Here is a 24,865-nt window from a genome sequence, read left to right as displayed (position 1 = left end):
ATCAGGCCTTCCTGAGCCGCATAAACTTGCGTTTGCCGGCCCGCAGCACCATGCCGTCGGCGACGGTGATTTCGGCGTCGGTCGAATCGGCTTTGACACCGTCGATGCTCACCCCGCCGCCCAGGATGAGGCGTTTGGCCTCGCCTCCGCTGGCGCATAAGCCGCTGTCGGTGAGCAGCTTGACCAGGCGGACCACGGGCTCGCCAACTTCAAACTCCGGCATCTCCTCCGGAAGCTCGCGTTTGGAAAAGAGCCGTTCAAAGTTTTCCTGAGCGCTCAGCGCGGCTTCCTCCCCGTGGTAAAAACCGACTATCTCGCGCGCCAGCCTTTTCTTCAGCAACATGGGATTGCTTCCCCTGGCCAGTTCGCCGGTCACCTCGGCCAGCGTTTCCTCGTCGGCGTTCGCGGCATACTTGAAATAGTTCAGGATGAGGCTGTCCGGAATGGACATCACCTTTCCGTATTTATCATCGGGACTGTCAAATACCGCGATGTAGTTATTCAGGGATTTGCCCATCTTGTTCACGCCGTCGGTGCCGGTGAGGATGGGTGAGAGCACCGCCACCTGCTGCTCCTGGCCAAAGTGGCGCTGCATGTCGCGTCCGCAGAGGATGTTGAATTTCTGCTCGGTGGCGCCCAGCTCGACGTCGCTGTTGATGGCCACGGAGTCGTAGCCCTGCAGGACGGGATACATGATTTCGTGCATGCCCAGGGCCAGGCCGGCTTCAAACCTCGTCCTGAAAGTATCGTGGGCCATGAACTGGGCCAGCGTGAATTTTCCCATCATTTTCAGGATTTCCGCCATGCCCATGGAGCTGAACCATTCGCTCTGCCAGCGGACTTCCGTCTGTTCGGGCTTTAGGACGGTGTAAAGCTGCTCCATGTATTTTTCGCTGTTGGCCAGGATTTCCTCGTGCGTGAGCGGCGGCCTCGATTCGTCGCGGCCGGTGGGGTCGCCGATCTGGGCTGTGAAATCGCCGATGATGATCACCCCTGTGTGGCCAAGGTCCTGAAAATCACGCATCTTGCGGATCGGCACCAGATGCCCCAGATGGACGTCGTAACCGGTGGGGTCGATCCCGAATTTGATCCGCAACGGCTGGCCGGTCTTATCGCTTTTTTCGAGTTTGGCCAGCAGGTCTTCCAGCGGAATGATCTCATCCACTGCTCTTTTTATCACTTTCAGTTCTTGTTCAAAACGCATTTCTTTCCTTATGTTTATACGCAAATTGTGCCTTTGGGACCAGAAAAGACAGGGGGTGTATTTGTCAAGCCTTTCCGCCGGGATGCCCATGATGGCTTGTTTCCCGGCCATGGACCGCGAAGAGGGAAGCTTCCGCAGTTTGTTGCCCAGGCAATTTCTCAGCCATTTCGGATACATCGCAGTGCTTATACTTTGCTGTAGCCGATGCCCGTTCCTCGCTCGACTCCAGCCATCCATCCCCGGCGTACAGCAAACGCGGTGAGCATGGACGACAGGATGTATTGTAAGAATCATTCATTGCCTCAGTCGATGCTGCAAACCATCAGAAAACCCTGATGAAAGCAGCGGGCTTCGCCGTTTACCCCATCCCACTCACATCCCGTTCACTTCCCGCTGAGTTCCCGCCTTTCAAACGGGAAGTCAACGGGAAGTAAGTGAGAGGCTAATTGGATAGGGCAAAGGAGGAGTCAGGCTGGAATTGATAGTGGGCGGGAAAACAGGGGTTTGTCCAGGATTTTCGCGGATATGAACACGGATGTAACAGAGTGATTTTCATACGGATTAGCGGATCGGACGGATTAACGGATTGAATTGGGGGACTTGTTTTAGCGGGTGGGAAATAACGGCCGTGATTCCGAATAATTCACAAGCCCAAAAACCCTGTGTGAATTATTAACGCGCTGGCTGGCAATGAGATAGATCGAATAATTCACAAATATAGCTCTCTATTACATACGGCTCTAACCTGATGACCGGAGGGAGAGGCAATGCAGGATAATTATATATAAGAGATATAGATAGAATATATATGATATATTATAGTTTTATATTTTATTATATTATATAAATACATCTATCCCCTTACCAGCATACCCTGCCCCTCATGCCGTTTTCCGGGTATATAAGAGAGGGATATTTGTGAATTATTCGGGTTAACATGTTGGGGAACAATGAGATAATAATTCACACAGGGTTTTTGGGCTTGTGAATTATTAAGGCTCCTTATTTGAACATCACCAGCCTGGCAGCGGCGATTCTGCGTTTCCCCTGTTCCAGGCTGATCAGGTAAATGCCATTGGGCATACGGTCCAGAGCTTCGTTTGGAAGCTCAAAGCTTTGCTCCCGGTGACGCCCATCGATCTTGCCGGAATACACCTTTTGCCCCTTGATATTGATTATGCTGTATCCCAAATCGCCCACCAGGTCACTTTTAACTGAAACCATTACACTGTTGGCTGCGGGTTGCGGATAACAGATGATGGATGCTGTTGGGGCAGGCGCGACAGGGTCGTTATTGGCTACTACATTGCCATCAGGATCAGTTTTTACTAGGACAAGAGTACCATGATGCATGCAAAACAGGATGCTGCCATCGGGCATAACCAAAAGGTTCTTTGAGCCTGTCCCAAAATATATCGCTCCCAAAGTGTCATACGATCTACTCCATTGAATCACTCCATTAGGACTGTAGCTGTGGAGAATCGGACCTGTGCTTGGTCTGCCACCGGTATATACAATGTTGCCGTTGGGAAGAATGTCGATTGCACCATGTAGGTCAGTATCAAAGCCAGGAGTATTAGCAGCTACCAGGTCCAGTGTATGCTCGATAATATCTACTTTCCAAAGCTTATATAAACCAAGCAAATAAATGCTGCCATCTTCAGATACAGTACAGTCATAGAACCCGGTATTGTTTATTGAGTCATAGTAAGTCCAGAGAGTATCCCCTACTGCATTGATTTCCGTAAAAACTCTACTCGAAAGAGAAATCCATCCATCTCCAAAAGGCTCAACTGAACGCGCTTGACCCATTGCCCAAAAAGGATCGCTCTGCCAGATCACATTGAACTGGAAATCGGTTTTAAGTACCACAGCTTGGCCATTGACTTTACCCGCAAAGACCAAGCCATCTTCAACATATTGCATGTCGTATAAGGATACCGTATAATTATGATAGTAGCCCAGCCAATTTAATTCGTTGTCGAAGATATATAGGGTAGAATATCCTGATTGAGTGCGAAGGCAATAGTATCTGTCTATACCATTGGAGACTATACTGTTAAATGCGAAGTTTCCTCCCCCCGTTCTTCTCCAAACAATTTCGCCATATTCGTCGAGTTTCCAGAATACATTGTCAGCGTATGCCGGTATATCTCCATATGCAAACTCAACATATCCTTGGAGTAAATATCCTCCATCAATTGCAGGGATAACATTACAAACTTCTGAACTCGCACTATCATAGAGACCCGAACAAAGATCATCAAAGAGATAGTAGCGTATCCATGTCTGACCTGTTAGCAGACCAATAGACATAAGTAACAGCAACGTAAACCACAAACGTTTTTTCATCGATCCTCCCCATTGATACAGGGCTTTACGCGCGTTCTTCTTTAATGAACTCAAGCTAAATGCGTATCGCGAGCCTTTTGTTCAACTATGACCGTTCATCCTAACTGGTTGTATTTTAAATGAATCGCTATCCTGTGTCAAGAACTATTTTCCCCGGCATTCCCTGATGGATTCCCAAAAAACGATTCCAAAAAGTTGCAGGGGAAGCGTCAGACCGGGAGTTTGTGAAGCATGGCAGGCTGACTGGCACAAGGGGTTTGACAAAAAAGGGGCGGAAAAAAACTTTGTGCAAACATCGGTTGGCGGAGGCCAACAGCCAAAGTGCCGCCAGCCGTCAAAAGAGGACCCCAATGCAGACAATAGCAATCGACGGAAACAGCCTGAGCCTGGAACAGGTTGAGGCAATAGCAACAAAGCGGACGCCCATAGCATTAACCGACGCCTGCCTGGCCAAAGTGAAGAAATGCCGCGAATACGTGGACAAGGTTATCGCGAGGGGAGATGTGGTTTACGGGCTCACCACCGGTTTCGGCAAATTCAGCACGGTCACCGTGCCCCCGGAACACACAGCGGAACTTCAAGTTAACCTGATCCGCAGCCATGCCACCAGTGTTGGCCCGGTTTATTCCATTGCCCAGACGCGCGCCATCATGCTGCTGCGCGTGAACGTTTTGGCCAAGGGGCATTCCGGCATCCGCGTGCAAACTTTGCAAACCCTGGTGGAAATGCTCAACCGGGGCGTTCATCCGTTGATCCCGATGCGGGGTTCAGTTGGAGCCAGCGGCGACCTTTCACCCCTTTCCCATCTGGCTTTGCCGCTCATCGGGGAAGGCGAGGCGGAATTCCAGGGCCAGATAATGAGCGGAGCGGAGGCCATGCGCAAAGCCGGACTGGAACCTGTGAAACTGGCTGCCAAAGAGGGACTCGCGCTTAACAACGGCACCCAGGTGATGGCCGCTTTGGGAGTCTTGAACCTGCTGGAGGCCGAGAGGTTGTGCAAATATGCCGACCTCAGCGCCGCTGCCAGCATTGACGCTTTGCGGGGCACGCCGCGGGCTTTTGATCCGCTGGTCCATGCTTTGCGCCCCCACCCCGGCCAGGCAGACAGCGCGGCCAATCTGCGCAACCTGCTGGCCAACAGCCCCTTGCGCGCTTCACACAAGAACTGCGGCAACGTTCAGGATGCCTACAGCCTGCGCTGCACGCCACAGGTGCATGGCGCCACGCGTGACGCTTTGGCCTACGCGCGCGGGGTTTTGACCGTCGAGATCAATTCCGCCACCGACAATCCGCTGATTTTCCCCGACGAAGAGAAGGTGATATCCGGAGGCAACTTCCACGGCCAACCTCTTGCCCTGGCTCTGGATACGCTGGCCATCGCGATCGCCGAACTGGCCTCCATCGCGGAGCGGAGGGTGGAACAAATGCTCAATCCCGCCCTCAACCGTGGGCTGAATGCTTTTCTGGCCAAGCGTCCGGGTATCGATTCCGGCTTCATGATAGTGCAGCTTACCGCCGCCTCGCTGGTCTCGGAAAACAAGGTTCTGGCCCATCCCGCCTGCGTTGACAGCATCCCCACCTCCGCGAACCAGGAAGACCACGTGTCCATGGGCTCCATTTCCGCCAACAAGCTGACGCAGGTGGTGGAGAACGTGCGCGGCGTTCTGGCCATCGAGCTCATGATCGCCTGCCAGGCCCTTGATATGAGGGGCATTTCCAGTTCGCCGGTGCTGGAGCGGGTGAAGGCCCTGCTGCGCCAAAGCGTGCCCCGGCTTGAGGAAGACCGGATCGCTTATCCGGACGTCAACTCGGCGATAGATTTGCTGGCGTCGGGAGCCGTCCTGAGCGAAGTGGCCGCCGCGGGTGTAGATTTGTATTGACAAATAATCGCCACCGCGCCCGGATGCGATTATGAGAAAAATAGTTCCGCTGCTCTTGCTGGCCCTTGCTTTGGCCTCCTGCATCCAGGTGAACACGCTTTACAACGCGCGCAAGTATTTCGCCGCCGCCCAGGCCAGGCCTCTGAACGCCAACGGCCGGCCCAACAACCAGGCCGTGGAGGAATACACCAAAACGATCCAGAAATGCGGCATCATTCTCAGCAACCCAACCCGGGACAGCCGGACCGACGATGCCCTCTACCTGATGGCCAGGGCCCTCTACTATAAAGGCAACAGCTCGTTCCAGGCCAAGGACCAGTTCGAATCCCTGATCAAAGGTTTTCCTGAAAGCCCCTTCTTCGGCGAGGCGCATATCTATCTGGCAAAGGTTTTGCGCGACATCAACCGCATGGACGACGCGGTTAAGGTATTGCAGGAATTCATCCTGGACCCCCGACACAAGAAACTGCACCCCCGCGCCTTGCTGACCCTGGCAGACTTCAACATCGCCGACAAGGATTATCTGGAAGCCCAGTACTGGCTTGGCAGGATCATCACGGACTATCCCAAATCCAGCGAATACCGCGAGGCTTTCTTCATCTATGGCCAAAACTACTTCATCCAGAAAGACTACCGGGCAGCGCTGGAGGAATTTCAAAAGATAGCCAGAGACCGCCGCATCCCCCAGCCGATGAAGCTGGAAGCGCGTTACTACGTGGCTTTGAACCAGTTTATGCTCGGCGAGCATGAGCAAAGCGACAAGACCCTGCGCAAACTGCTCAAAGACGAACTCCGGCCGGAGAAGGTTTCCCAGGCCAGGGTGCTGCAAGCCAGGCTGATGCTGGCCCGCGGCGAAGGGGAAAAAGGCCTGGCGGAGATAGAGGATATCATGAAGGTCTATCCCCGCACGCAGAGTTCAGCCGAGGCGCAATACCATTTGGGCGAATATTATTTCTACGAGCTGCGTGACCTGGACAAAGCCGGCACGGCCTACAATAAGGTGCGAACTGAATTCTCCAACTCGGAACTAGCCGAACCCGGGCAGCAAAAAGCCACGGCGGTCACTCAGCTCAAAACCAAGCCGGGCTTCGATCCCACCAACAACCTGCAGCAGTTTGTGGACTACCACATCACCGCCGCGGAAAACTACTTCAGCGTTTTCTCCCTGCCGGATTCCGCGCTGCTGATGTATCAGCGGATAATCGATTCCAGGGACAGCCTGCAAACCCTGCGGGACAGCCTGGCAGTGAAACTGGATGCCAAACAAAGCCTTGCTGACTCTTTGGGACAGGCTTTGGCAGCCTTGCCGGAACCGGTTCTGCCGGACAGGACGGAGGTCGAGGCTGACAGTTTGACAGTCGTTGCCGATGCCCCAATGGTTGCTGACAGCCTGTCGATTCCCGGTCTGGAGATGGAACTGAATGTCAGCGCCGACAGCCTGGGCACCGCGGATACTATGACCTTTGCTGAAACGGAGGCTGACAGCCTGAGGATAGAGGAGTTCGAGCCCGGCCGGGAAGCATTGCCTGACAGCCTGGGCCTTCCGGATATGGATCCGGAATTGTATGCTGAAGCGGACAGCCTGGGCTTGCCGGAACTCGATCTGGAGGTGCCTGCTGAAGCCGACAGCCTGGCAGAAATTGACGAACCGGAAAAGGCTCCCGACCAGGAGGAACAGCGCAGGCAGCTTCAGCAGCGGTTATCGGCAGCGGAAACGGATTTGAACCAGACCCGGGACCGCTTGGAAGCTATGGATGCCCTTTTTGTCCGTTACGACAGGGAACTGACACCCATGGCCCTCTTTTCCCAGGCCAACATCCACAGCAGAACCGGCCCCGACCGTCCGAGCATGGAAGAAATATACTCAGATATGCTAACCCGCTTTCCCAACAATAAATACACCAACGCCATGGATGACCTGCTGGCCGGCGAAACGGTGCGCCTCATCGATCCCGACGAGGAAGCCCAGGAGCTTCTTCTGGACAGGGCTTTCGGCATGGCTGAATCTGAGCCGGACTCCATGCTGGTGATCCTGAACGAACTGGCCGCCTCGGATTACCTGCCGATCAGCCTGAAGGCCAACTACCGCCTGGGCTGGTTCCACACTTTCGAAGTGCCGGACACCACTGCCGCCAAACCCTATCTGGACAAAGTGTTGGAGCTTGAGCGCACCGGGGAATACGGCTCCATGACCTCCCGTTTTTACGATGGCAGGAATTTCAAGCTGCGAAGCGGTGACGAACTGCCGGATTCCCTGGCAGTGGCGGACAGCCTGCAGGCTCTGGCTGATTCGACGGCGGTTGCCGATTCGCTGAAACCGGCGGACGGGCAGGAGCAGGAGCCGGAACCGCAAGCCGAGCCGGAGATAAAGCCCCAGGAGGATTCTCCGGACCTGGATAAGGAAGAATCCCCGGATTCGGATGAAGCGGAGGGCGGAGAAGTGAAGCCGGAAACCTTGCCGGAGGAGTCCACACCCGAAAAACCCAAGCCGGAAGAGCCTTTGCCGGACCAGCCGGCCCCGGATGGGGAATCGCCGGAGGAACCGCCCCAGGATGATGGCCAGCCCGGGGATGACGGCGGTTCCCAGACCCTGACACCGGATGGGCCCGCAGAGTAACAACCAGGCTTCTGCCCTCAGCGGGCAAAACCTCTGGCTGTGGCTGCTGATCCTGGTGCTGGCCCTGTTTGCCGCTCTGGACGCGTCCTGGCGGCAGCTTGGCATGCTGATGGCCCTCTACTGCCTATTCATGCTGCTCGACCTTTCCCTCTATCCCAAGCTCCTCCGGGGACTGCGCCTCACCCTGCCTTTTCTGGCGGCCTATTGGGTCTTTGGCACCATCTTCAAAGCTGAATTTCCCGATATGCTGCTCTTCAGCCTGAAGCTGATCTTCTTCATCGAGGCCACCGTCTATTGTTTCGGCAACCTGCATCTCAGCCTGGTTCTGCGCGACACCTCATGGCTGCGCAAGCGCAAGTGGGGCATGAGGTTGCTGCGCTTCATCCTGGCCACTGCTCTCTACATCAGGGCCTATACAAGGCATTTCGACCGGCACAAGCTCAAAGGGCATAGCAGCATCGGCACGGTTCTGGACAGCATGATCGCCGCCGCGACCAGGGTTTACCGGGATTCGGATGTGATCGAGGCTCATTTGGCCTGGTTGCTGAAAGCCCCTGTGGCCGAATCCGGCAGGCCCGCGTCCAACCTCATCGCCCTCAGCCTGATGACCCTGATGGTGCTTATCAGTTCGGTGTGAGAATATGGCCCGCTTTTTGATGCGCCTGATGTATGACGGGACCGGCTTCCGCGGCTGGCAGGTCCAGTGCGCGGGACGCAGCATCCAGGGTGACCTCATCTCCGCTTTTCACCAGATCGGAGTTCGCCATCCCGGAGTCACCGGAGCGGGCCGCACTGACGCTGGTGTCCATGCCCTAGCCCATTTCGCCCATTTCGACTACCGCGGCAAAATGAGCCCGCGCCAGCTCATGCTTGCCCTGAACAACAAACTTGGGCAGGACTTGATGATAACAGGCATCTGGGCGGTGGCGGATGATTTTCACGCCCGCTACCAGGCCATGGCCCGCAGCTACGTCTATCTGCTGGCCCGGCTGCAAACCCCGCTGAACCGCCTGCACACGGGTTTCATGCCCCGCCGCGACATCGGGGTGCCCAGCCTTTCCCGGCTGGCAGAAGTGCTGATCGGCTCCCACGACTTTTCCTCTCTCAGCCGCGACAATCCTTTGGTGCCCAACCACATCTGTGACATCCAAAGGCTTGAAATCTCCGAGGAGCGGGGCATTATCCGCTTTGACCTCACCGCGGACAGATTCTTGCACAACATGGTGCGCCGCATCGTTGGCACCCTGGTCAATCTGGATCACGGCGGCCTGGGCCCCGACGTTCTGCAAGCCATCCTGGACGAGGCCAACCCGCGCCAGAAACTGGTTACAACCGCTCCCGCCCAGGGTTTGTACCTCACCGGCGTGCGCTATCCGAATTTACAGCTTGACGAATCCGCGCCCACTGACGAATTGCTTTATTTCTTGAGGTGATCATGCAATATAAGAGACCCCGTGGAACCTACGACATTCTGCCGGAGCAAAGCTATAAGTGGCACAAAGTTACCGCCGCTTTTAGAGAGCTTGCCGCCGCCTTTGGCTATGAGGAGATAAGCACTCCTGCCTTCGAGCAGGCCGCGCTGTTCGAACGCTCATCCGGAGAGAGTTCCGACGTTGTTAGAAAAGAAATGTACCGCTTTACGGACCAGAAAGGCCGCGAGTTCGCGCTGCGTCCTGAAGGAACCGCTCCGGTGGCCAGGGCTTACCTGGAAAACCGCCTGGACATCGGCTCCGCGGCGCGCAAGCTGTATTACATCGGACCCATGTTCCGTTACGACCGCCCCCAGGCAGGGCGTTACCGCCAGCACCAGCAATACGGCGTCGAGTTCATCGGCAGCAATCATCCCTATTATGACGCTGAAGTGATCTCCATCCTCTGGCTCTACCTCAGCGGCATGGGCCTCACCAACCTGCGGCTGGAACTGAACAGCGTGGGCTGTGCCGACTGCTCCAGAGAATATGACAAAGCGCTGCAGGCATACTTCCGTCCCCATTTGGCGGAACTCTGTCCGGACTGCCAGGTGCGGATAGACCTCAAACCCCGCCGCTTGCTGGATTGCAAGGTGATGACCTGCAAAGAGATAGCCAAGGACGCACCTTCCCAACTGGACTATCTGGACGAGCCCTGCAGGGTCCACTTCGCCGACACCCAGAACCATTTGGAACTGATGAAGATACCATTTACCATCAATCCCCGCATCGTTCGCGGTCTGGATTATTACACCAACACTGCCTTCGAGATCGTTTCAATGGGCCTGGGCGCGCAGAATTCCCTGGCCGGGGGCGGACGCTACAATGGCCTGCTGGAACAAATCGGCGGCAAAAGCATACCCGCCATCGGTTTCGCCGGTGGCTTCGAACGCCTGCTGCTGGCTCTGGAAGAGGAAAACGTGTCCTTGGGAAAAGCTCCTGTTCCCGATGTTTTTGTGATTCCGATGGGTGCCGCGGCATTCGAGTTCATTTTGCTTTATCTGAATGAGTTACGCAAGGCTGGCGTTTTTGCCGAGCTGGATCCAGACAAGCATTCCTTCAAAGCGCAACTGAAAGCCGCCGACAACCGCCAGGCGCGCTATGCCCTGATCGTCGGCGAAACCGAACTCGCCCAAAAAAGCGCCGTTCTCAAGGACCTGAACAGCGGCGAGCAAAAAGAATATCCCCTAGAGCCGCTCTCCGAGCTCATCGACGCCATCCGGCGCTGACCCCCTTTTCCGCAAAACCGGTTTATTAGGCTCTATATCTAATCGGGCAGATAATGCCCTGGAACGGCCTGACGTCCAGCAAACTCAGTGTGCATGGACGACAGGAATATTTGCTGCCGTCGATGCTCGTTCCTCGCTCGACGCCAGCATTTAGCATGGGAGAAGCGATATGGTCTGGCCGTTAAGGCCCTTCCCTGTGGCCCGGATGCGCCTCCCGCATTATGCCCGCATTCGATGCGAGGATCGGGCGGGAGGCATTAAAGAGGGATAGAATCGGGCGTTAAGGACGCGGATGGCAGGATACAATGGCGGTGAAGCCCAGAATCTTTCCGAGGATTGTCCGTCCTTATTCCTGTTTGCATTCGTCCCGCTTTTTGGCCCGGTCGAGTTTATCCAGCTTGAGAGCCGTTTTGATGAAGCTTACGATGAATATGACCACAAACGCCAGGCTGAAAACCAATCCTCCCAGGTCCATGATGGTCAGGTGGTTGCCCCGGTATTCCAGCACTTGACCGTCCCAGAAGAACATGACGGTATTGAAGAGGATGATGGCCAGCCTGATCTCGGTGGGGCCGAACTTCATGTAGGAGATGCGGAATTCGCCTTGAGTGTAGGCGGAAACGTGCACATAGACATTCATCAGCAGATAGCCGATGGCTATCATCATCGCGATGTCGAAGCGCATCAGGGGTGACAGGCCGAAAGACAGGCAGATTATCACCGTGGTCAGGGCGTCGGCCAGATGGTCCACAAAGTAGCCATAACGCTCCCGCTCGATATGCCTAACCCGGGCCAGGGTGCCGTCCAGGCTGTCGCCAAACCAGTTCAGCACGAAGCCGAAACTGGCCAGAAACAGCCAGTAGCGTGATTGCGCACTCAGCAGATAGGCAGCCGCGCTGATAAGCGTGCCCACAAACGCCAAAACCGTGAGATGGTCGGGAAGAACCTTCTCCGGAAGGGCGTTGGCCAGCTTGCATAGAATTTTTCTTTCCAGGGGACCGGTGAATGTGTCTATCACCCTCTCAGCTTTTTTATCGTTCATGCTTTCTCCCTTATATCCTTGATTACAGTATCGGAGGTCTTTTTGTGTTTAAATTTGGGGAACACCAGATATTCGTTGGCCAGCAGCTTGAAGACCGGCCCCAAAATCTGTCCCGCGATGTTGGCAACCATGTAATGGACGCCTAGGAAATGGGTCAGCAGCCATAAAATGCCCAGATTTATCACGAAATCTATGGAAGCGGTGACGATGTTATAGCGCAGCAGCAAGAGGAAATAACTCTTAGGGGACCTGCTGACGCGGTCTTTCCAGGTGATGAAGTAATGCCCTGTGAAATTGTGGATGATGGCCACTTCGATCGCGATGGCGCCCGCGAACATCAGCGGTATCTTCAACACGCCATGCGTAAGCCACAGAACGGCAAGGTTTACCAGCGTCCCCACCCAGGCGATCAGATGGAAGCTGATCAGCTTTCTCAGGTTGATCCTCTTCAATCCCGTAATGAGTTTGGCTGTTTTCATCAATAATTCCTTGCGCGTTGCGTGTAACCTTTATATCGGGTATTTCACTAAATAACTTTCAGTAGGTCGTCTGATAATTCCAAGCTTGTTTTCTGTAAAGGAATTTCTTTGGGCACTATCAAATGTGATGTCCAATTCGTCACGGAAAATGGACTGAATGACAAGAAACCCGGAACCGCGTGGCTCCGGGTTGTAGTAGCTTTATGCCTGCGTCAGATATACTTGTTGATTTTCCCTTCGATCAGGGCCTGAATTTCGCGCATGCGGTCCTCGGATTCGGCCTCGTAACGGGTTACCAGGACAGGAGTTGTGTTGGAGGCGCGAACCAGTCCCCAGCCGTCATCGAAGGTGATACGCGCGCCGTCGATGTCGTTAACGTCGTAACCCTCAGCCTTGAATTCCTCACAGACCCTGGCCACCACCTCAAATTTCCGCTCGTCGGCGCATTTGATGTGCATTTCGGGAGTGTTGTGCATTTTGGGTTGGTCGGCCAGGTAAGAGCCTACGGGGGCGTCGGTTTTGGAAACGATTTCGATCAGGCGGCAGCTCACATAGATGGCGTCATCAAAGCCCAGATAGCGGTCTCCCAGAAAGACGTGGCCGCTCATTTCGCCGGCGAAATCCACCCCGATTTCCTTCATCTTCATCTTGATGTTGGCGTGACCGGTTTTATACATCATGGGCACGCCTCCGCGGGCGCGGATGTCGTCGAAGAGGTTCTTGGAGCATTTCACGTCGGCGATGATGGTCTTGCCCTGGTTGGTTTTCAGGTAGTCGCGGGCCAGGATGTTGAGGATCTGGTCGCCGAAGAGCATTTTGCCTTTTTCGTCCACAACGCCGATGCGGTCCGCGTCGCCGTCCAGGCCGATGCCCAGTTCGTATTCAGCCGCCACGACGGCACGGGCAAGGTCCTCCATGTTCTTGGCCACGGTGGGGTCCGGATGGTGGTTGGGGAAAGTGCCGTCGGGATCGCAATACATTTCAATGAGTTCACAGCCGAGGCGGCCAAGGATTTCCGGCAGGTAGGGGCCGCCCATACCGTTGCCGCCGTCGATCACGACCTTCACCGGCCGTTCCAGATGGATGTTGGCGGTGATGTAATCAATGTAAGTGTCATTGACCGAATCGTCTTTCACATAGCTGCCCTCGCCGCTGGCAAAATCCCCGGCCTGGATGATCTTCAACACCTTCTGCAGTTCCTCCGCGTAAACGGAACCCAGGCCCAGATTGAGTTTGCAGCCGTTGTATTGGGAGGGGTTGTGGCTGGCGGTGACCATGGCTCCGCCATCGGTTTTCAGTTTCCAGATGGCGAAATAGAGCACGGGAGTAGCCACGATGCCGATGTCGGTGATGTGGCAGCCGGTTTCCAGGGCTCCCTTTATAAATGCTTCCTTCAGTTTGGGTGTGGTAAGCCGGGCGTCTCCGCCCAGAGCGATGGTCCGAAGGCCTTTCTGGCGCAGATAGCTGCCAAAGCCTTTGCCGATCAAATAGTATGATTCTTCGTTCAGTTCTTCGTCAACAATGCCGCGAATGTCGTATTGGCGGAATACTTGGGGTTTAATCATGATTAACCTCTTTATCTGATTCAATAATGTCTTTCAGGATGGGCAGCATGTCTGCCAAAGCCCTGGCCCGGTGGGAAAGCGCGTTCTTTTCTGCGTCGGTCATCTCGGCGTAGCTGCGCGGTCCCGGATCGGGAATGAAGATGGAATCGTAGCCAAAGCCGTTGGCTCCGCGTTCCTCTGTGGAAATGCTGCCCGACATCACGCCTTCCGTGAAGGCGACCACTCCGTCCGGAGCTGCCAGAACGGCAATGGTGCGGAACTCCGCGCCGCGGTCATTCGTTCCTTGAAGCAGGCTCAACACCTTGTCCCGGTTGTCTTTGTAGCTGCAATGCTCTCCTGCGAAACGGGCGGCGTGGATTCCCGGCTCTCCGTTCAGGGCATCGATGAACAGGCCGGTATCATCCGCCAAACAGAGCAAGCCGGTATGCCTTGCGGCTTCCAGGGCTTTCTTGGCGGCGTTTCCGCGCAGGGTGTCCTGGTCCTCATCGGTGGGCGGAAGGTCCGGAATATCCAACAGGGACAACAAGTTAACAGCCGTTCCGGACAGCAGTTCGCGCAGCTCGGTGACCTTGTCCGGATTCCGGGAGGCGATCAGCAGTTTCCGCATGCGCCTACTTGATCTTGAGCCACTTCTTGATGCGGGACAGGACGTTTTTGTCCAAAAACCTCTCTGCCGTGGCGGTGATCTTCTGCATCAGGTGCAAGACGTCGCCCTCGCCGCTCCAGTTATCTTCCAGCACTTTCTGGTCGATGTCGTTGAGCAGCATGTTCAGCCCCATCACCACCAGCACCAGGTCATCCACGGAACCCAGGACGGGAATGAAATCCGGAATGATGTCCAGGGGCATCATCACGTATGCCACGATCCCGCCCAGCATCAGTTTGCGCTTGGTGGGCACGCGTTTGTCGAGCGCCACGCGGCATACCAGGATGAAGAAATCCGGCAGCAAAAAGAGGTATTCGGCCAGTTTGTTGCCGGTTTTGCCCGTCTTTTCGCTCGTCCAGTCCTTGGCTTTTTTGCGCAGTTTCTCGTAAAACTTCAGCTTGTCATCGTCCAAATCCACGATGCGTTCGTCCAGCTTTTCCCGCTCGGAATCGGAAATATCCTGTCCTTCAAAATAATCGTCGTTCATGTTCACCTCACAATTCCATAAAATCGATCCTCTCCAAAACGGTCAACCACTTTTTTGCCCGTTCACCTAACGCTCACTTAGTAGAGGCAAAAAAGAACGCCGGAGAGCTGAGTCTCCGGCGCTGTATCTATTTTGCTGTTATCGTGTTAGCGAATGGCTGCCATCGCCGCTGCCAGACGGGCGATGGGCACACGGTAGGGTGAGCAGCTCACGTAGTCCATGCCCACGCGGTGGCAGAATTCCACGCTGTTTGGCTCGCCGCCGTGTTCGCCGCAGATACCAACTTTCAGGTTGGGCCTGGTCTGGCGTCCGCGGTCGGTGCCGATCTTCACCAACTGACCCACGCCTTCCTGGTCCAGGATCTGGAAGGGGTCGTGTTTCAGGATGTTTTTGCGGATGTAGATCGGCAGGAAGACCCCGGCGTCGTCGCGTGAATAGCCAAAGGTCATCTGGGTGAGGTCGTTGGTGCCGAAGCTGAAGAATTCAGCGTTTTCGGCGACCTTGTCCGCCATGAGGGCTGCGCGCGGAATCTCGATCATCGTTCCCACCAGGTATTCAACCCTGGCGCCTTTCTCCGCGAAGACCTTTTCGGCCGTGGCGCGGATTATCTGTTCCTGCAGCCTGAATTCAACGTCGGTGCCGATCAGCGGGACCATGATCTCCGGCATCACTTTCACGCCCTTGGCCTGAACGTTCAGAGCGGCTTCAATGATGGCGCGGGCCTGCATTTCGGTGATTTCGGGATAGGTGTTGCCAAGGCGGCAGCCGCGGTGGCCCAGCATGGGGTTCATCTCTTGCAGAGCGTTCACGCGGGTTTTCACCGTCTCCAGGCTGAGGCCCAGTTCGTCGGCCATTATCTTTTGTTGCGCTTCCTCGTGGGGCACAAATTCGTGCAGGGGCGGGTCCAGCAGACGGATGGTCACGGGGAGTCCGTCCATGGCGGTGAAGATGCCTTCAAAGTCACCGCGTTGCATGGGCAGAAGCTTGCCCAAAGCCTTTCTGCGTCCGGCTTCGTCGGTAGCGAGGATCATCTCGCGCATGGCTTTGATGCGGTCGCCTTCAAAGAACATGTGTTCGGTGCGGCAGAGACCGATGCCCTTGGCTCCGAAGCTGCGGGCCACAGTGGCATCCTTGGGTGTGTCGGCGTTCGTGCGCACATACATTCTGGTGTATTTTTCCGCCAGGGCCATGATCTCGGCGAAATCGCCGCTGAGTTCCGGGTCCACGGTTTCGATCTTGCCTTCAAAAACCTGGCCTGTACTGCCGTTGAGGGAAATCCAGTCGCCTTCCTTGAGGGTCTTTCCGTCCGCGCTCATGGTGCGGGTCTTGGTGTCGATATTGATTGCTCCTGCTCCCGAAACGCAGCATTTTCCCATCCCGCGGGCAACCACAGCGGCGTGGGAGGTCATGCCTCCGCGGGCTGTGAGAATGCCTTTGGCGACGTTCATGCCGCGCAGGTCTTCCGGAGAGGTTTCCAGACGGCAGAGGATGACCTGTTTGCCCTGGGCGGCCCAGGCTTCGGCGTCCTCGGCGAAAAAGACGATCTGTCCGCTCGCGGCGCCCGGAGAGGCGGGCAGGCCTTTGGCGATTTCGGTGGCTTTGGCCAGGCCGGCTCGGGAGAAGACGGGGTGCAAAAGCTCGTCCAGCTTGTTGGGTTCCATGCGCAACAAGGCTGTCTTTTCGTCAATCTTGCCTTCGCGCACGAGGTCCATTGCCACTTTCACCATGGCAAAACCGGTGCGTTTGCCGTTGCGGGTCTGCAGCATCCAGAGCTTGCCTTCCTGGATGGTGAATTCGACGTCCTGCATATCCTTGGTGTGGTCCTCAAGCTTCTTCTGGGTAGCGAAAAGCTCCTGATAGACCCCGGGCATCGCCTCTTCCAGGGAGGGATATTTAGCGGCGCGTTCGGCTTCGGAAACCCCGGCCAGTTCGGCCCAGCGCTGCGAGCCTATCTTCGTGATCTGCTGCGGGGTGCGGATTCCCGCCACCACGTCTTCGCCCTGGGCGTTGATGAGGTATTCGCCGTTGAAAAGGTTCTCGCCGGTGGCGGCGTCGCGGGTGAAGGCCACGCCGGTGGCGCTGGTTTCGCCCATGTTGCCGAAAACCATGGCCTGAACGTTCACAGCGGTGCCCCAGTCGTCCGGGATGCCGTTAAGCTGGCGGTAGAAGACGGCGCGGTCGTTGTTCCAGCTATTGAACACGGCGAAAATCGAGCCCCAAAGCTGTTCCCAGGGGTCATCCGGAAAATCGTGGCCGGTGTTGTCTTTCACTGCTTTCTTGAAGCGGGCCACCAGTTCTTTCAAATCAGCCGCGCTGAGTTCGAGGTCCTGTTTCACGCCCTTTTCTTTTTTCATCTCGTCGATGAGCACTTCAAAGGGGTCGTGTTCTTCTTTGCTGGCAGGTTTGAGGCCCAGAACCACGTCTCCGTACATCTGCACGAAGCGGCGGTAACTGTCCCAGGCGAAACGTTCGTTGCCGGTCTTTTTGATGATGCCGTTCACGGCGTTGTCATTCATTCCGAGGTTCAGGATGGTGTCCATCATGCCGGGCATGGAAGCCCTGCCGCCGCTGCGGACGGAGAGCAGAAGGGGATTTTCGTTGGAGCCGAAACTCATGTGCATCAGGCCTTCGACATACTTCACGGCGCTTTGCACCTCGGCCAGAAGCAGTTCCCGCATCCTGGCTTCACCCAGTTGGGTATATTCATTGCAGGCGTCAGTTGTGATGGTGAATCCGGGGGGCACAGGCACGCCGATTAGATTCATCTCGGCGAGGTTGGCGCCTTTTCCTCCCAGCAGATTCTTCATATCCGCCTTGCCTTCGGCACTTCCGTTACCGAATAGGTAAACACGTTTGGTATCAGGCATTTATCCTCCAGTGATGGTTAGTTTGCTTGTTTCCTGACCAATTTTAAAGTGGGGTCTTTTTGTCAATCATTAATCCTGCCTCGCGAGAGCGGAGCCCACTGATCGGCCGTTAAGGCCCTTTCTTTGATTTCTGACTCGCCTCCCGCACGATGCCCGCATTCGATGCGGGGATTGAGCGAGGGGCGTGGGATGGGAAAGGGCTCGAGGGTTAAGGGCCTGACCGATGGGGCATGATAAGGGGTTGGAATTCATGGTTCTTTCAAATTGAGTGGATTTCCTGTTGTTTCAAGCCGAGGCGGTTCTGGCAGAAAAAATAGCTTTACAGATTGGCAGGCATTCAAAGAATGTGTTTTCGAGAAGAAATATCGAGTTCAATGAGTATAACGCATAGTAAGGAAAAGCGATGAAAAAGTTATTTGTCTTGCTCTTTGCCCTGCTTTGTCTGGGGCAGATTGCCGCCAAAGTGGATCTTAACACCGCCAACTTCGAAGAACTTCTGCAACTGCCGATAACGGAACGGCAAGCCCGGGACATTCTGGACTACCGCACCTACATCTCCGTTTTCAGCGACATTTACCAGCTGCGGGAGATTCCTTCCATCGACCAGCCCACCCTGCTGCGCATCAAAAACCTGGCAGTGGTTTCGCTGTACATAGAGGAGGACGAAGTGGCGGCCAGGCGGGACGAGATCCGCGACCTGCTGGAGCGCCTGGACAGCAACGAAGGGGCATCCGAAGGCATGTCCGACGTTTGGGAAGACTATCTGATGACGCCCCAAAACGTGAACAAGATGCACTTCGACGACTTCATCAGCCTGCCCAACGTTTCCGCCGTCGATGCGGTCGGCATCCTCACCCGAACAGCCAAAGGCGACACGATCGCGGACACACGCGACCTGCGCAATTCGCCGGGGCTCAGCTATTACGGCTACACCAACCTCCGCAGCTACGTCTATTACAAGGAACCGCCGGTGAAAAACCGCTTCATGTGGGACGCCAAGCTGCAGTATTACACCCGCTACCTGGAGGAAGGCGCCTACGACATGTATCACGAGAGCTTCCTGCGTAGCGATTACGGCAATTCCAGCGTGACGGTTCCCCACCGCAAGGACCTTTCCTACTGGGGCTACTTCAACATGGAGGAACTCAACCCCGACGTCCTCGTGAAGCTGCGCGCCCGCTACGGCAACAACTACAAGGTGGGCTGGATGTATTACAGCCCCAAGGGTGAAACCCCCGTCAGGGACAAGGACCCGGCCGAGATCGTGGCCGATTCCAAATTCTACGCGGGCTACGAAAACACCGATTTGCCGCTGCTGGACAACACGCGCCTGAAACTCTACCTGGGCCATTACCGCGCCACCTTCGGGGAGGGCCTGGTGATGGAAAACACGGATTATTACAGCGCCCGCAAGACCGGCTACGGCTTCAGCAAACGCATCCTGGGCCTCACTCCCGACCTTTCCAGAACCCAGGAATACGCCCTGCGCGGCGCCGCCCTCGAGATCACAAACCCCTGGTTCGGCGTTTCCGGCTGGGTTTCGCAGGACAACAAGGACGCGGTGGCCTATGTGGACCGGGACGGCAAAGTAATCCAGGAAGGCGGCAAGAACAAGCTTTTCAGCTATGTGATACCTACCACGCGCTTTGGCACGGAGGAACTGCTCGAAGCCGAGGCCTATTTCAACAATGAACTCCAGAGCGGCTCGCCCTACGCCACGGATTACATCAACCTCGCCTACCGCAAGGACGTCCTGCGCGAAACCCTCTGGGGAACGCACGTGCAGGTGAATCCCTTCCTGGGCACAAAGCTGGGTTTCACCACCTACACAGCGCTTTACGACGACGCCCACTTCGTGGTGCCGGGATGGAACGACCTCAGGATGCTACTGGTGAGGGATTCTTACTACTATCCCAAATTCAAAATGATGGACGCCGAAATTGCCGGCCTCTACAGCACCCTGACGGACACCTACTCACGCAACTACCGCCGGGTGCTGGGTTTCGACGCCCAGACCACCATCAGCAACGTTTCCGTGCAGGGTGAATACGCGGAACTGAGTGTGGACGGCTCGGATTTCAAGCTGGGCGACGATCCCAAGGCCTACCTGGTGAGCGCCTACACCCAGTTCGACAACCTCTATTTCCTAAGCCTCTTCCGCCACTACGACATCGGTTTCGACAACCCCTACAGCAATTCCTTCTCCGAGCACGAACGCTTCGACGACACCATCCTGGAAAAGAACGTTTACACGCTCACTAACCCCACCCTTTCAGACATCTATCTGAACGCGTCCCAATCCCAGCCGGAATCAGGAATATACTTCGAAACCCGGTATAAATTTCACCGCTTCTTCACCATCGGACGCAGCTACCTGGACATCTGGGAACGCCTCACCGACGGCCGCCGCTCCGTGCGCCTGCAAACGGAACTGGAGTTCCGGCCCCTTTACCAGATCGCCCTGCGCGCGCGCTTCAAAACCCAGACCAACCGCTATGACGACTATGCCGAACGCGGTGTTTCCAAGACCGACGAATACACCTTCAGCGTGCGCACCTTCCTTTCCAACCGCGACTTCCTGGAGTTCGAATACCGCTACAACACGGTTCTGAGCCCTCCCTACACCTCACTCACCAATCCGGCCCTGCCGGGAAACAACACCATGGCGGCTGCCCAAACCCTGATGACCGGCGATTACGTTGGTGTAAACTACACCCACAACTTCAACGCCAACCTGAAGCTGCAGGGCTCACTCATCTACTGGTTCGGGCATGGCATTTCGCACTGGGATTGGGAAGACATGGAAATCGACTTCATGGGCGAAAAGGGCATGAAAGCCTGGGTGGCCCTGCATTCCAGAATCTCACGCAATATGTATCTTTCTCTGAAATTCAGAAATAAAACCTATCAGACGCAGGAACTGAGCATCCGCCAGTATAACGTGCCTGTGCAAGGTGAAAACCTGTATCAGCGGGTGGAACACAAGGAAAACACCATCCGCCTCAGCCTTGAATACCGCTACTAAAGTGGAGGAATAATGATAAAAAAACATATAATCATCACGCTGGCAATGCTTATTTCCCTGGCCGGGCTGAGCGCCTGGTCGATTTCGGACAGCTATTTCGGCAACCGCTTCGGGACGCTCGACGCCCGCAGCAAAGCCATGGGCGGAACCGGACTGTTCGAGGACCTGCGCCCCGCCGGAATCACAGTCAACCCGGCCAACCTCACCCTGATGGACAAATGTGCGGGCATCACCGCCGGAGCGTTCGTCAACCGCAATGAAGACAACCGCGCCGTGCCGCTCTATAACTCCTTCGACAACTACATCGACGACTCTGTCTATGCCTCCAACATCAATTTCTACGACGACTACTCCGGCGCCGCCTTCGCCGCCCTCAAACTGGGCTGGGCAAGATTCGGGCTGGGAGCCTATTACAAGCCCTACCTGAGTTTCGACGGCAACTACGACGAGCAGATACGCAACAACCGCAACACCGACAACGACGGCTATCCGGAAATGGTGGCCGTAAACAAGCTCGCCAACGAAGGGCGCCTGGACCAGGCTTCCGCCGTGGCCAGCATGGGATTCCGGCTGGGCGAGGTCTTCGACATCAACCTGGGTTTTGATTTCGGCAAGCTCTTCGGCGATGTTTCCAATGAGAGGAGCATCCGCTGGAGCCAGTGGGCGATCAATACCATCGTGGACGCGGTCGGAGAAGACGTTTTGCCGGATTATACCTACACTGAGAATACCGAACTGGACGGATACAGGATGAAAGCCGGCATCGGAATCCGTATCAACGAAAACTTCGGCATCGGCAGCACCTACGCCTTGAAATCAACGCTGAAACGCACAGGGGATTGGTGCTCCATGATGGAAACGCTTCCCGACGAGAATGGCGGAGTAATGCTTGGCAGAATCGACGAAGACTATATCCTGCCCTCCGAGATCAGTCTGGGCCTGAACTATCAGCCGCGCAACATGCTCATGCGCACCCGGTTCAACCTGGAAACTCAGTGGGTGAAGTTCTCCGATATCTCCACCCATTATGAGGACTGCCTCAATTTCTCGGCCGGGGTTGAGCATCACATCACGAACCGCCTGCCCCTGCGTCTGGGCTTCAGCTCGGAAAACAGCTATCTCCGCTTTGTGGAGCCGGACGGGGCCATCATCGCCAGAAAGATAATCACCCCCACCGTCACCGGCGGCAGCAGCATTATCCTCGCGGACAACCTGAGCCTCGACATCGGCATCGGCTATTCCTGGCGCGAATATGAGGCTCTGGACCTCTTCAAGGATTCCTTTTACAATGACAAACATTACACCGGCAACAACACCTATCTGCTCTGGCCGAACCAGTACATCGTGCTCTCCGACCGCGGCTGGGAAAACCCGGACAAGGTGCGTGAAAGCAATGTCAGCCTGAGCGCCAGCCTCAGCGTATCCTGGTAAGCTTATGAAAAAGATGATCCTGCTAACGGCGCTGAGCCTCATCCTCACGGTTGGGCTGCTCGCCGAAGACCTCCGGCTGGATATCGTTTTTTCCAACGACGTCCATGGAGGCATTGACCGTTCAGAGGCAACCTTCATGAACCCGGATTTCCCGCCCCAACTGGGCGGAGGGGCTTCCGCAGCCACCCTCATCAAGCATATCCGCTCCCTCTCCGGGACCAAGCGTGACATGCTGCTGTTCGACGCCGGCGACTTCTTCCAGGGGCGCCCGGTGGGCACCGTGACCAAAGGCCGCGCCGTGATCGAATACATGAACGCCATCGGCTACGACGCCATGACCATCGGCAACCACGAATTCGACATCATGAATGACGAACTGATGGAAACCCTGGACTACGCTAATTTCCCCATCCTTTCCTGCAACATCATCGACCGCCGCACCGGCGACCTGCCCTGGTATGTGGTGCCTTACCGCATCATCAGCCGACTCGGCCTGCGGATAGGAGTGATCGGCTTCACCACCACGGATACGGAAAAGATGAGCTTCCCCGAGCACATCAAAAACATCGAGTTCTTGGATGAAAAGGACACGGTGGCCAAATATGTGAAACTCGTGCGGGAGCAGGAACGGGCAGATATCGTTATCGTTCTGGGCCATGCCGGCCTGCCCTATGAGGTTGAGGCGACCTACCTTTCCCGTTATGACGCGGCGGGAAATCCCCTGCAGCAGGAACGCTACGCCGCCTGGGGTTGGGACGCCCAGGAAATCGCCCGCGAAGTTCCCGGCATCGATCTCTTCGTCGGCGGCCACATCCATAAAGGCTGGCCCGCACCCTGGATCGATCCCCACACCCACACCATGGTGGTGCAGGGCTATGCCTACGGCTCAAATCTCGGCTGGATAACGCTTACCGTCGATCCGGCCACCAGGAGCGTGAGCGGCTACGAACTGCCCGCCCTGCGCGAAGGGATGATGATAACCCTGTTTGAGGACCAGTTCATCCCGGACCGGGAAATCTCCGCCACCATCGAGGCCGAGGTCGCCAAAGCCGAGGAAGGCATGGACGAGATCATCGGCATCGCCGGTGTCCACCTCAACCGCACAAACGTGGACGCCCAAAGCCTGATGGGAAACACCATCGTGGACGCCATGCGCAATGAAGTCAACGCGGATTTCGCCTTTCTGAACCTCGGCGGAGTGCGCGCCGACATCAAAAACGGACCCGTCACATACCGGGACATCTTTCAGGTGATGCCTTTCGACAATATGGTTGTCAGTTTCCGCTGCACCGGCGAATTCCTGCGCCGCATCATCGAAACCCGCGTGGAGGGAGGGCGCCACGGTTTGGTGGTCTCCGGCGTCAATGTGGTGTATTCCAAAAAACGCCCCAATTTCGACCGCGTCACTTCGCTCAAGATCGGCGGCCAGCCCTGGGACAGGAACAAGATCTACACCTGCACCACCACGGACTTCCTGATGCAGGGAAATGCCGGCCTGACGTTGCTGACCCAAGTGCCCCAGGAAGACATCGTCTTCCACCAGATCAACCTGCGTGACGCCATCGTGAACTACTTCCGACAAAAAAGCCCCATCCGCACCAAAATCGACGACCGCTGGAAACGCGATGACAACGCCAAACCCACCAAGGAGATGCTGCAATGAATGTTCAACTCGTGATTTGTTCCCATTCCGGCAACACCCAAAAACTGGGGGAGCTGGTGAAAGCCAAACTGACGGAAGCCGGACACCGGGTCGATCTGACCAGGCTGGCTTGCGATCCGCCCCTGGACCAGAGCAAGCCCACGGAAGCCAAAAACATCCGGATCACCAACCTGCCTGATGTTGCTTCGGCGGATATCGTTCTGATCGGCGGCCCCGTCTGGGCTTTCCGGCCCTATCCGATGCTGCTGAAGGCGATGGCGGACCTGAGCCCCCAACTCAGGGGAAAGCGGGTCATGCCTTTCGTGACCCACTCTTTTCCCTGGGCCTGGCTGACGGGCAACTCCTCCCTGAAAACCCTGCGCGAACTGGCTTCCCGGGCCGGAGCCCAGGTGCTGCCGGGAGTGGTGCTGTCCGGCGCCTCCAGCCCTAAAATCGCTAAATACGAGGAGGCCGCCAACAGGATCTGCGCTCAAGTCAACTAACCGTTGGCGTCGGGCGTTGATATACTTGTATGGGCGGTTGCCGAACTGCCTTTTCCTCTTTCCAGTCCGTCTGATCCACAGATAAAAAGGTTGGTGTGGAGGAGTGGTCGGAAAAACGGGACCGTGTTATGGACACTTGGGCATACTTCCCCAGCCGATTATTATACTTTCAGGAGAATTATAGGCTATCCAAGTATGCGAAAACGAGTGCTGTTTCATACTCGTCCCAATTTGAGGACGCTTCTCTACTATGAGCTTCTTAAGAGTTCTGAAGGATTTGTAAGCCGTTATACCAAATCGCTTTCATTAATCTAATTTAAGCCATTTGAAATAGGTCAATTTTGAGACCATGTCTCTGTTGCTATCCAAGTATGAGAAACTATCAATAAGAGCTTTTTGAACATCATCAAGTGACGCGTAGGCAGTA

Annotated in this window: 17 protein-coding genes; 9 read left to right on the top strand and 8 right to left on the bottom strand. The window is 55.8% G+C overall.

All coding sequences use genetic code 11. The features are described from left to right. Nucleotide 1: 1 nt before the first annotated feature. Both GX466_08025 and GX466_08020 read right to left on the bottom strand, forming a co-directional pair. The gene (locus GX466_08025; GenBank protein ID NLH94143.1) at nucleotides 2–1,186 is read right to left on the bottom strand and encodes a tyrosine--tRNA ligase; all 1,185 of its coding nucleotides are present in this window, start codon (nucleotides 1,184–1,186) and stop codon (nucleotides 2–4) included. A gap of 1,020 nt (nucleotides 1,187–2,206) precedes the next feature. Then, on the bottom strand, nucleotides 2,207–3,556 hold the full coding sequence (locus GX466_08020; protein NLH94142.1) for a T9SS type A sorting domain-containing protein: 1,350 nt from the start codon (nucleotides 3,554–3,556) through the stop codon (nucleotides 2,207–2,209). 350 nt (nucleotides 3,557–3,906) lie between these two features. Here GX466_08020 and hutH point away from each other — a divergent pair, with 350 nt between their 5' ends. From hutH to GX466_07995, 5 genes are read left to right on the top strand one after another with little or no spacing between them, the layout of a single operon-like run. Next, nucleotides 3,907–5,436 (top strand): histidine ammonia-lyase, encoded by a 1,530-nt coding sequence (gene hutH / locus GX466_08015; protein NLH94141.1) that lies wholly within the window; start codon nucleotides 3,907–3,909, stop codon nucleotides 5,434–5,436. Between the two features lie 31 nt (nucleotides 5,437–5,467). Next, nucleotides 5,468–8,053: a tetratricopeptide repeat protein gene (locus GX466_08010; protein NLH94140.1), complete on the top strand. Its 2,586-nt coding sequence runs from the start codon at nucleotides 5,468–5,470 to the stop codon at nucleotides 8,051–8,053. After that, entirely contained in the window at nucleotides 8,037–8,690 is a 654-nt protein-coding gene (locus tag GX466_08005; GenBank protein NLH94139.1) for a hypothetical protein, read from the top strand. The genes GX466_08010 and GX466_08005 overlap by 17 nt, the downstream gene beginning before the upstream one ends. Nucleotides 8,691–8,694: 4 nt before the next feature. After that, nucleotides 8,695–9,486, top strand: coding sequence for a tRNA pseudouridine(38-40) synthase TruA (gene truA, locus GX466_08000; GenBank protein ID NLH94138.1), 792 nt, complete (start codon nucleotides 8,695–8,697; stop codon nucleotides 9,484–9,486). A 2-nt stretch (nucleotides 9,487–9,488) separates the two neighbouring features. Then, the gene (locus tag GX466_07995; protein NLH94137.1) at nucleotides 9,489–10,751 is read left to right on the top strand and encodes a histidine--tRNA ligase; all 1,263 of its coding nucleotides are present in this window, start codon (nucleotides 9,489–9,491) and stop codon (nucleotides 10,749–10,751) included. A 346-nt stretch (nucleotides 10,752–11,097) separates the two neighbouring features. Here GX466_07995 and GX466_07990 read toward each other — a convergent pair whose 3' ends face one another. The 6 genes from GX466_07990 to GX466_07965 form a co-directional block, all read right to left on the bottom strand. Next, the gene (locus GX466_07990; GenBank protein NLH94136.1) at nucleotides 11,098–11,793 is read right to left on the bottom strand and encodes a CDP-alcohol phosphatidyltransferase; all 696 of its coding nucleotides are present in this window, start codon (nucleotides 11,791–11,793) and stop codon (nucleotides 11,098–11,100) included. Next, complete coding sequence (locus tag GX466_07985) at nucleotides 11,790–12,272, bottom strand: GtrA family protein (GenBank protein NLH94135.1); 483 nt, start codon at nucleotides 12,270–12,272, stop codon at nucleotides 11,790–11,792. Before GX466_07985 ends, GX466_07990 begins: the two co-directional genes overlap by 4 nt. 212 nt (nucleotides 12,273–12,484) lie before the next feature. Continuing rightward, nucleotides 12,485–13,837 carry a phosphomannomutase/phosphoglucomutase gene (locus GX466_07980; protein NLH94134.1) on the bottom strand — a complete coding sequence of 451 codons (1,353 nt, stop codon included), beginning with the start codon at nucleotides 13,835–13,837 and terminating at the stop codon, nucleotides 12,485–12,487. Beyond that, nucleotides 13,830–14,444: an RdgB/HAM1 family non-canonical purine NTP pyrophosphatase gene (gene rdgB, locus GX466_07975; GenBank protein ID NLH94133.1), complete on the bottom strand. Its 615-nt coding sequence runs from the start codon at nucleotides 14,442–14,444 to the stop codon at nucleotides 13,830–13,832. The genes GX466_07980 and rdgB overlap by 8 nt, the downstream gene beginning before the upstream one ends. Before the next feature lie 4 nt (nucleotides 14,445–14,448). Then, nucleotides 14,449–14,970, bottom strand: coding sequence for a DUF1232 domain-containing protein (locus GX466_07970; protein NLH94132.1), 522 nt, complete (start codon nucleotides 14,968–14,970; stop codon nucleotides 14,449–14,451). A gap of 146 nt (nucleotides 14,971–15,116) precedes the next feature. Continuing rightward, the gene (locus GX466_07965; GenBank protein ID NLH94131.1) at nucleotides 15,117–17,837 is read right to left on the bottom strand and encodes a pyruvate, phosphate dikinase; all 2,721 of its coding nucleotides are present in this window, start codon (nucleotides 17,835–17,837) and stop codon (nucleotides 15,117–15,119) included. Nucleotides 17,838–18,240: 403 nt separating this feature from the next. On the opposite strand from GX466_07965, the gene GX466_07960 reads away from it, so the two are divergent. Genes GX466_07960 through GX466_07945 form a run of 4 tightly spaced genes read left to right on the top strand, consistent with a single transcriptional unit; the run spans nucleotide 18,241 to nucleotide 24,438 of the window. Then, complete coding sequence (locus GX466_07960; GenBank protein NLH94130.1) at nucleotides 18,241–20,862, top strand: helix-hairpin-helix domain-containing protein; 2,622 nt, start codon at nucleotides 18,241–18,243, stop codon at nucleotides 20,860–20,862. Between the two features lie 12 nt (nucleotides 20,863–20,874). Beyond that, complete coding sequence (locus GX466_07955; protein NLH94129.1) at nucleotides 20,875–22,293, top strand: hypothetical protein; 1,419 nt, start codon at nucleotides 20,875–20,877, stop codon at nucleotides 22,291–22,293. Between the two features lie 4 nt (nucleotides 22,294–22,297). Continuing rightward, nucleotides 22,298–23,956 carry a bifunctional metallophosphatase/5'-nucleotidase gene (locus GX466_07950; protein NLH94128.1) on the top strand — a complete coding sequence of 553 codons (1,659 nt, stop codon included), beginning with the start codon at nucleotides 22,298–22,300 and terminating at the stop codon, nucleotides 23,954–23,956. After that, on the top strand, nucleotides 23,953–24,438 hold the full coding sequence (locus GX466_07945; GenBank protein NLH94127.1) for an NAD(P)H-dependent oxidoreductase: 486 nt from the start codon (nucleotides 23,953–23,955) through the stop codon (nucleotides 24,436–24,438). Before GX466_07950 ends, GX466_07945 begins: the two co-directional genes overlap by 4 nt. Nucleotides 24,439–24,865: the final 427 nt, after the last annotated feature.

The sequence above is a fragment of the Candidatus Cloacimonadota bacterium genome (assembly GCA_012516855.1).
Taxonomy (GTDB): Bacteria; Cloacimonadota; Cloacimonadia; order Cloacimonadales; family Cloacimonadaceae; genus Syntrophosphaera.
Note: the sequence above shows the minus strand (reverse complement) of the source record. Positions and strands in the feature narration are given on the sequence as shown.

What these genes read in the sequence shown, in the direction of transcription:
- GX466_08020 (NLH94142.1), bottom strand. Translation starts at nt 3,556, where the DNA reads ATGAAAAAACGTTTGTGGTTTACGTTGCTGTTACTTATGTCTATTGGT.
- hutH (NLH94141.1), top strand. Translation starts at nt 3,907, where the DNA reads ATGCAGACAATAGCAATCGACGGAAACAGCCTGAGCCTGGAACAGGTT.
- GX466_08010 (NLH94140.1), top strand. Translation starts at nt 5,468, where the DNA reads ATGAGAAAAATAGTTCCGCTGCTCTTGCTGGCCCTTGCTTTGGCCTCC.
- GX466_08005 (NLH94139.1), top strand. Translation starts at nt 8,037, where the DNA reads ATGGGCCCGCAGAGTAACAACCAGGCTTCTGCCCTCAGCGGGCAAAAC.
- truA (NLH94138.1), top strand. Translation starts at nt 8,695, where the DNA reads ATGGCCCGCTTTTTGATGCGCCTGATGTATGACGGGACCGGCTTCCGC.
- GX466_07995 (NLH94137.1), top strand. Translation starts at nt 9,489, where the DNA reads ATGCAATATAAGAGACCCCGTGGAACCTACGACATTCTGCCGGAGCAA.
- GX466_07990 (NLH94136.1), bottom strand. Translation starts at nt 11,793, where the DNA reads ATGAACGATAAAAAAGCTGAGAGGGTGATAGACACATTCACCGGTCCC.
- GX466_07985 (NLH94135.1), bottom strand. Translation starts at nt 12,272, where the DNA reads ATGAAAACAGCCAAACTCATTACGGGATTGAAGAGGATCAACCTGAGA.
- GX466_07980 (NLH94134.1), bottom strand. Translation starts at nt 13,837, where the DNA reads ATGATTAAACCCCAAGTATTCCGCCAATACGACATTCGCGGCATTGTT.
- rdgB (NLH94133.1), bottom strand. Translation starts at nt 14,444, where the DNA reads ATGCGGAAACTGCTGATCGCCTCCCGGAATCCGGACAAGGTCACCGAG.
- GX466_07970 (NLH94132.1), bottom strand. Translation starts at nt 14,970, where the DNA reads ATGAACGACGATTATTTTGAAGGACAGGATATTTCCGATTCCGAGCGG.
- GX466_07965 (NLH94131.1), bottom strand. Translation starts at nt 17,837, where the DNA reads ATGCCTGATACCAAACGTGTTTACCTATTCGGTAACGGAAGTGCCGAA.
- GX466_07960 (NLH94130.1), top strand. Translation starts at nt 18,241, where the DNA reads ATGAAAAAGTTATTTGTCTTGCTCTTTGCCCTGCTTTGTCTGGGGCAG.
- GX466_07955 (NLH94129.1), top strand. Translation starts at nt 20,875, where the DNA reads ATGATAAAAAAACATATAATCATCACGCTGGCAATGCTTATTTCCCTG.
- GX466_07950 (NLH94128.1), top strand. Translation starts at nt 22,298, where the DNA reads ATGAAAAAGATGATCCTGCTAACGGCGCTGAGCCTCATCCTCACGGTT.
- GX466_07945 (NLH94127.1), top strand. Translation starts at nt 23,953, where the DNA reads ATGAATGTTCAACTCGTGATTTGTTCCCATTCCGGCAACACCCAAAAA.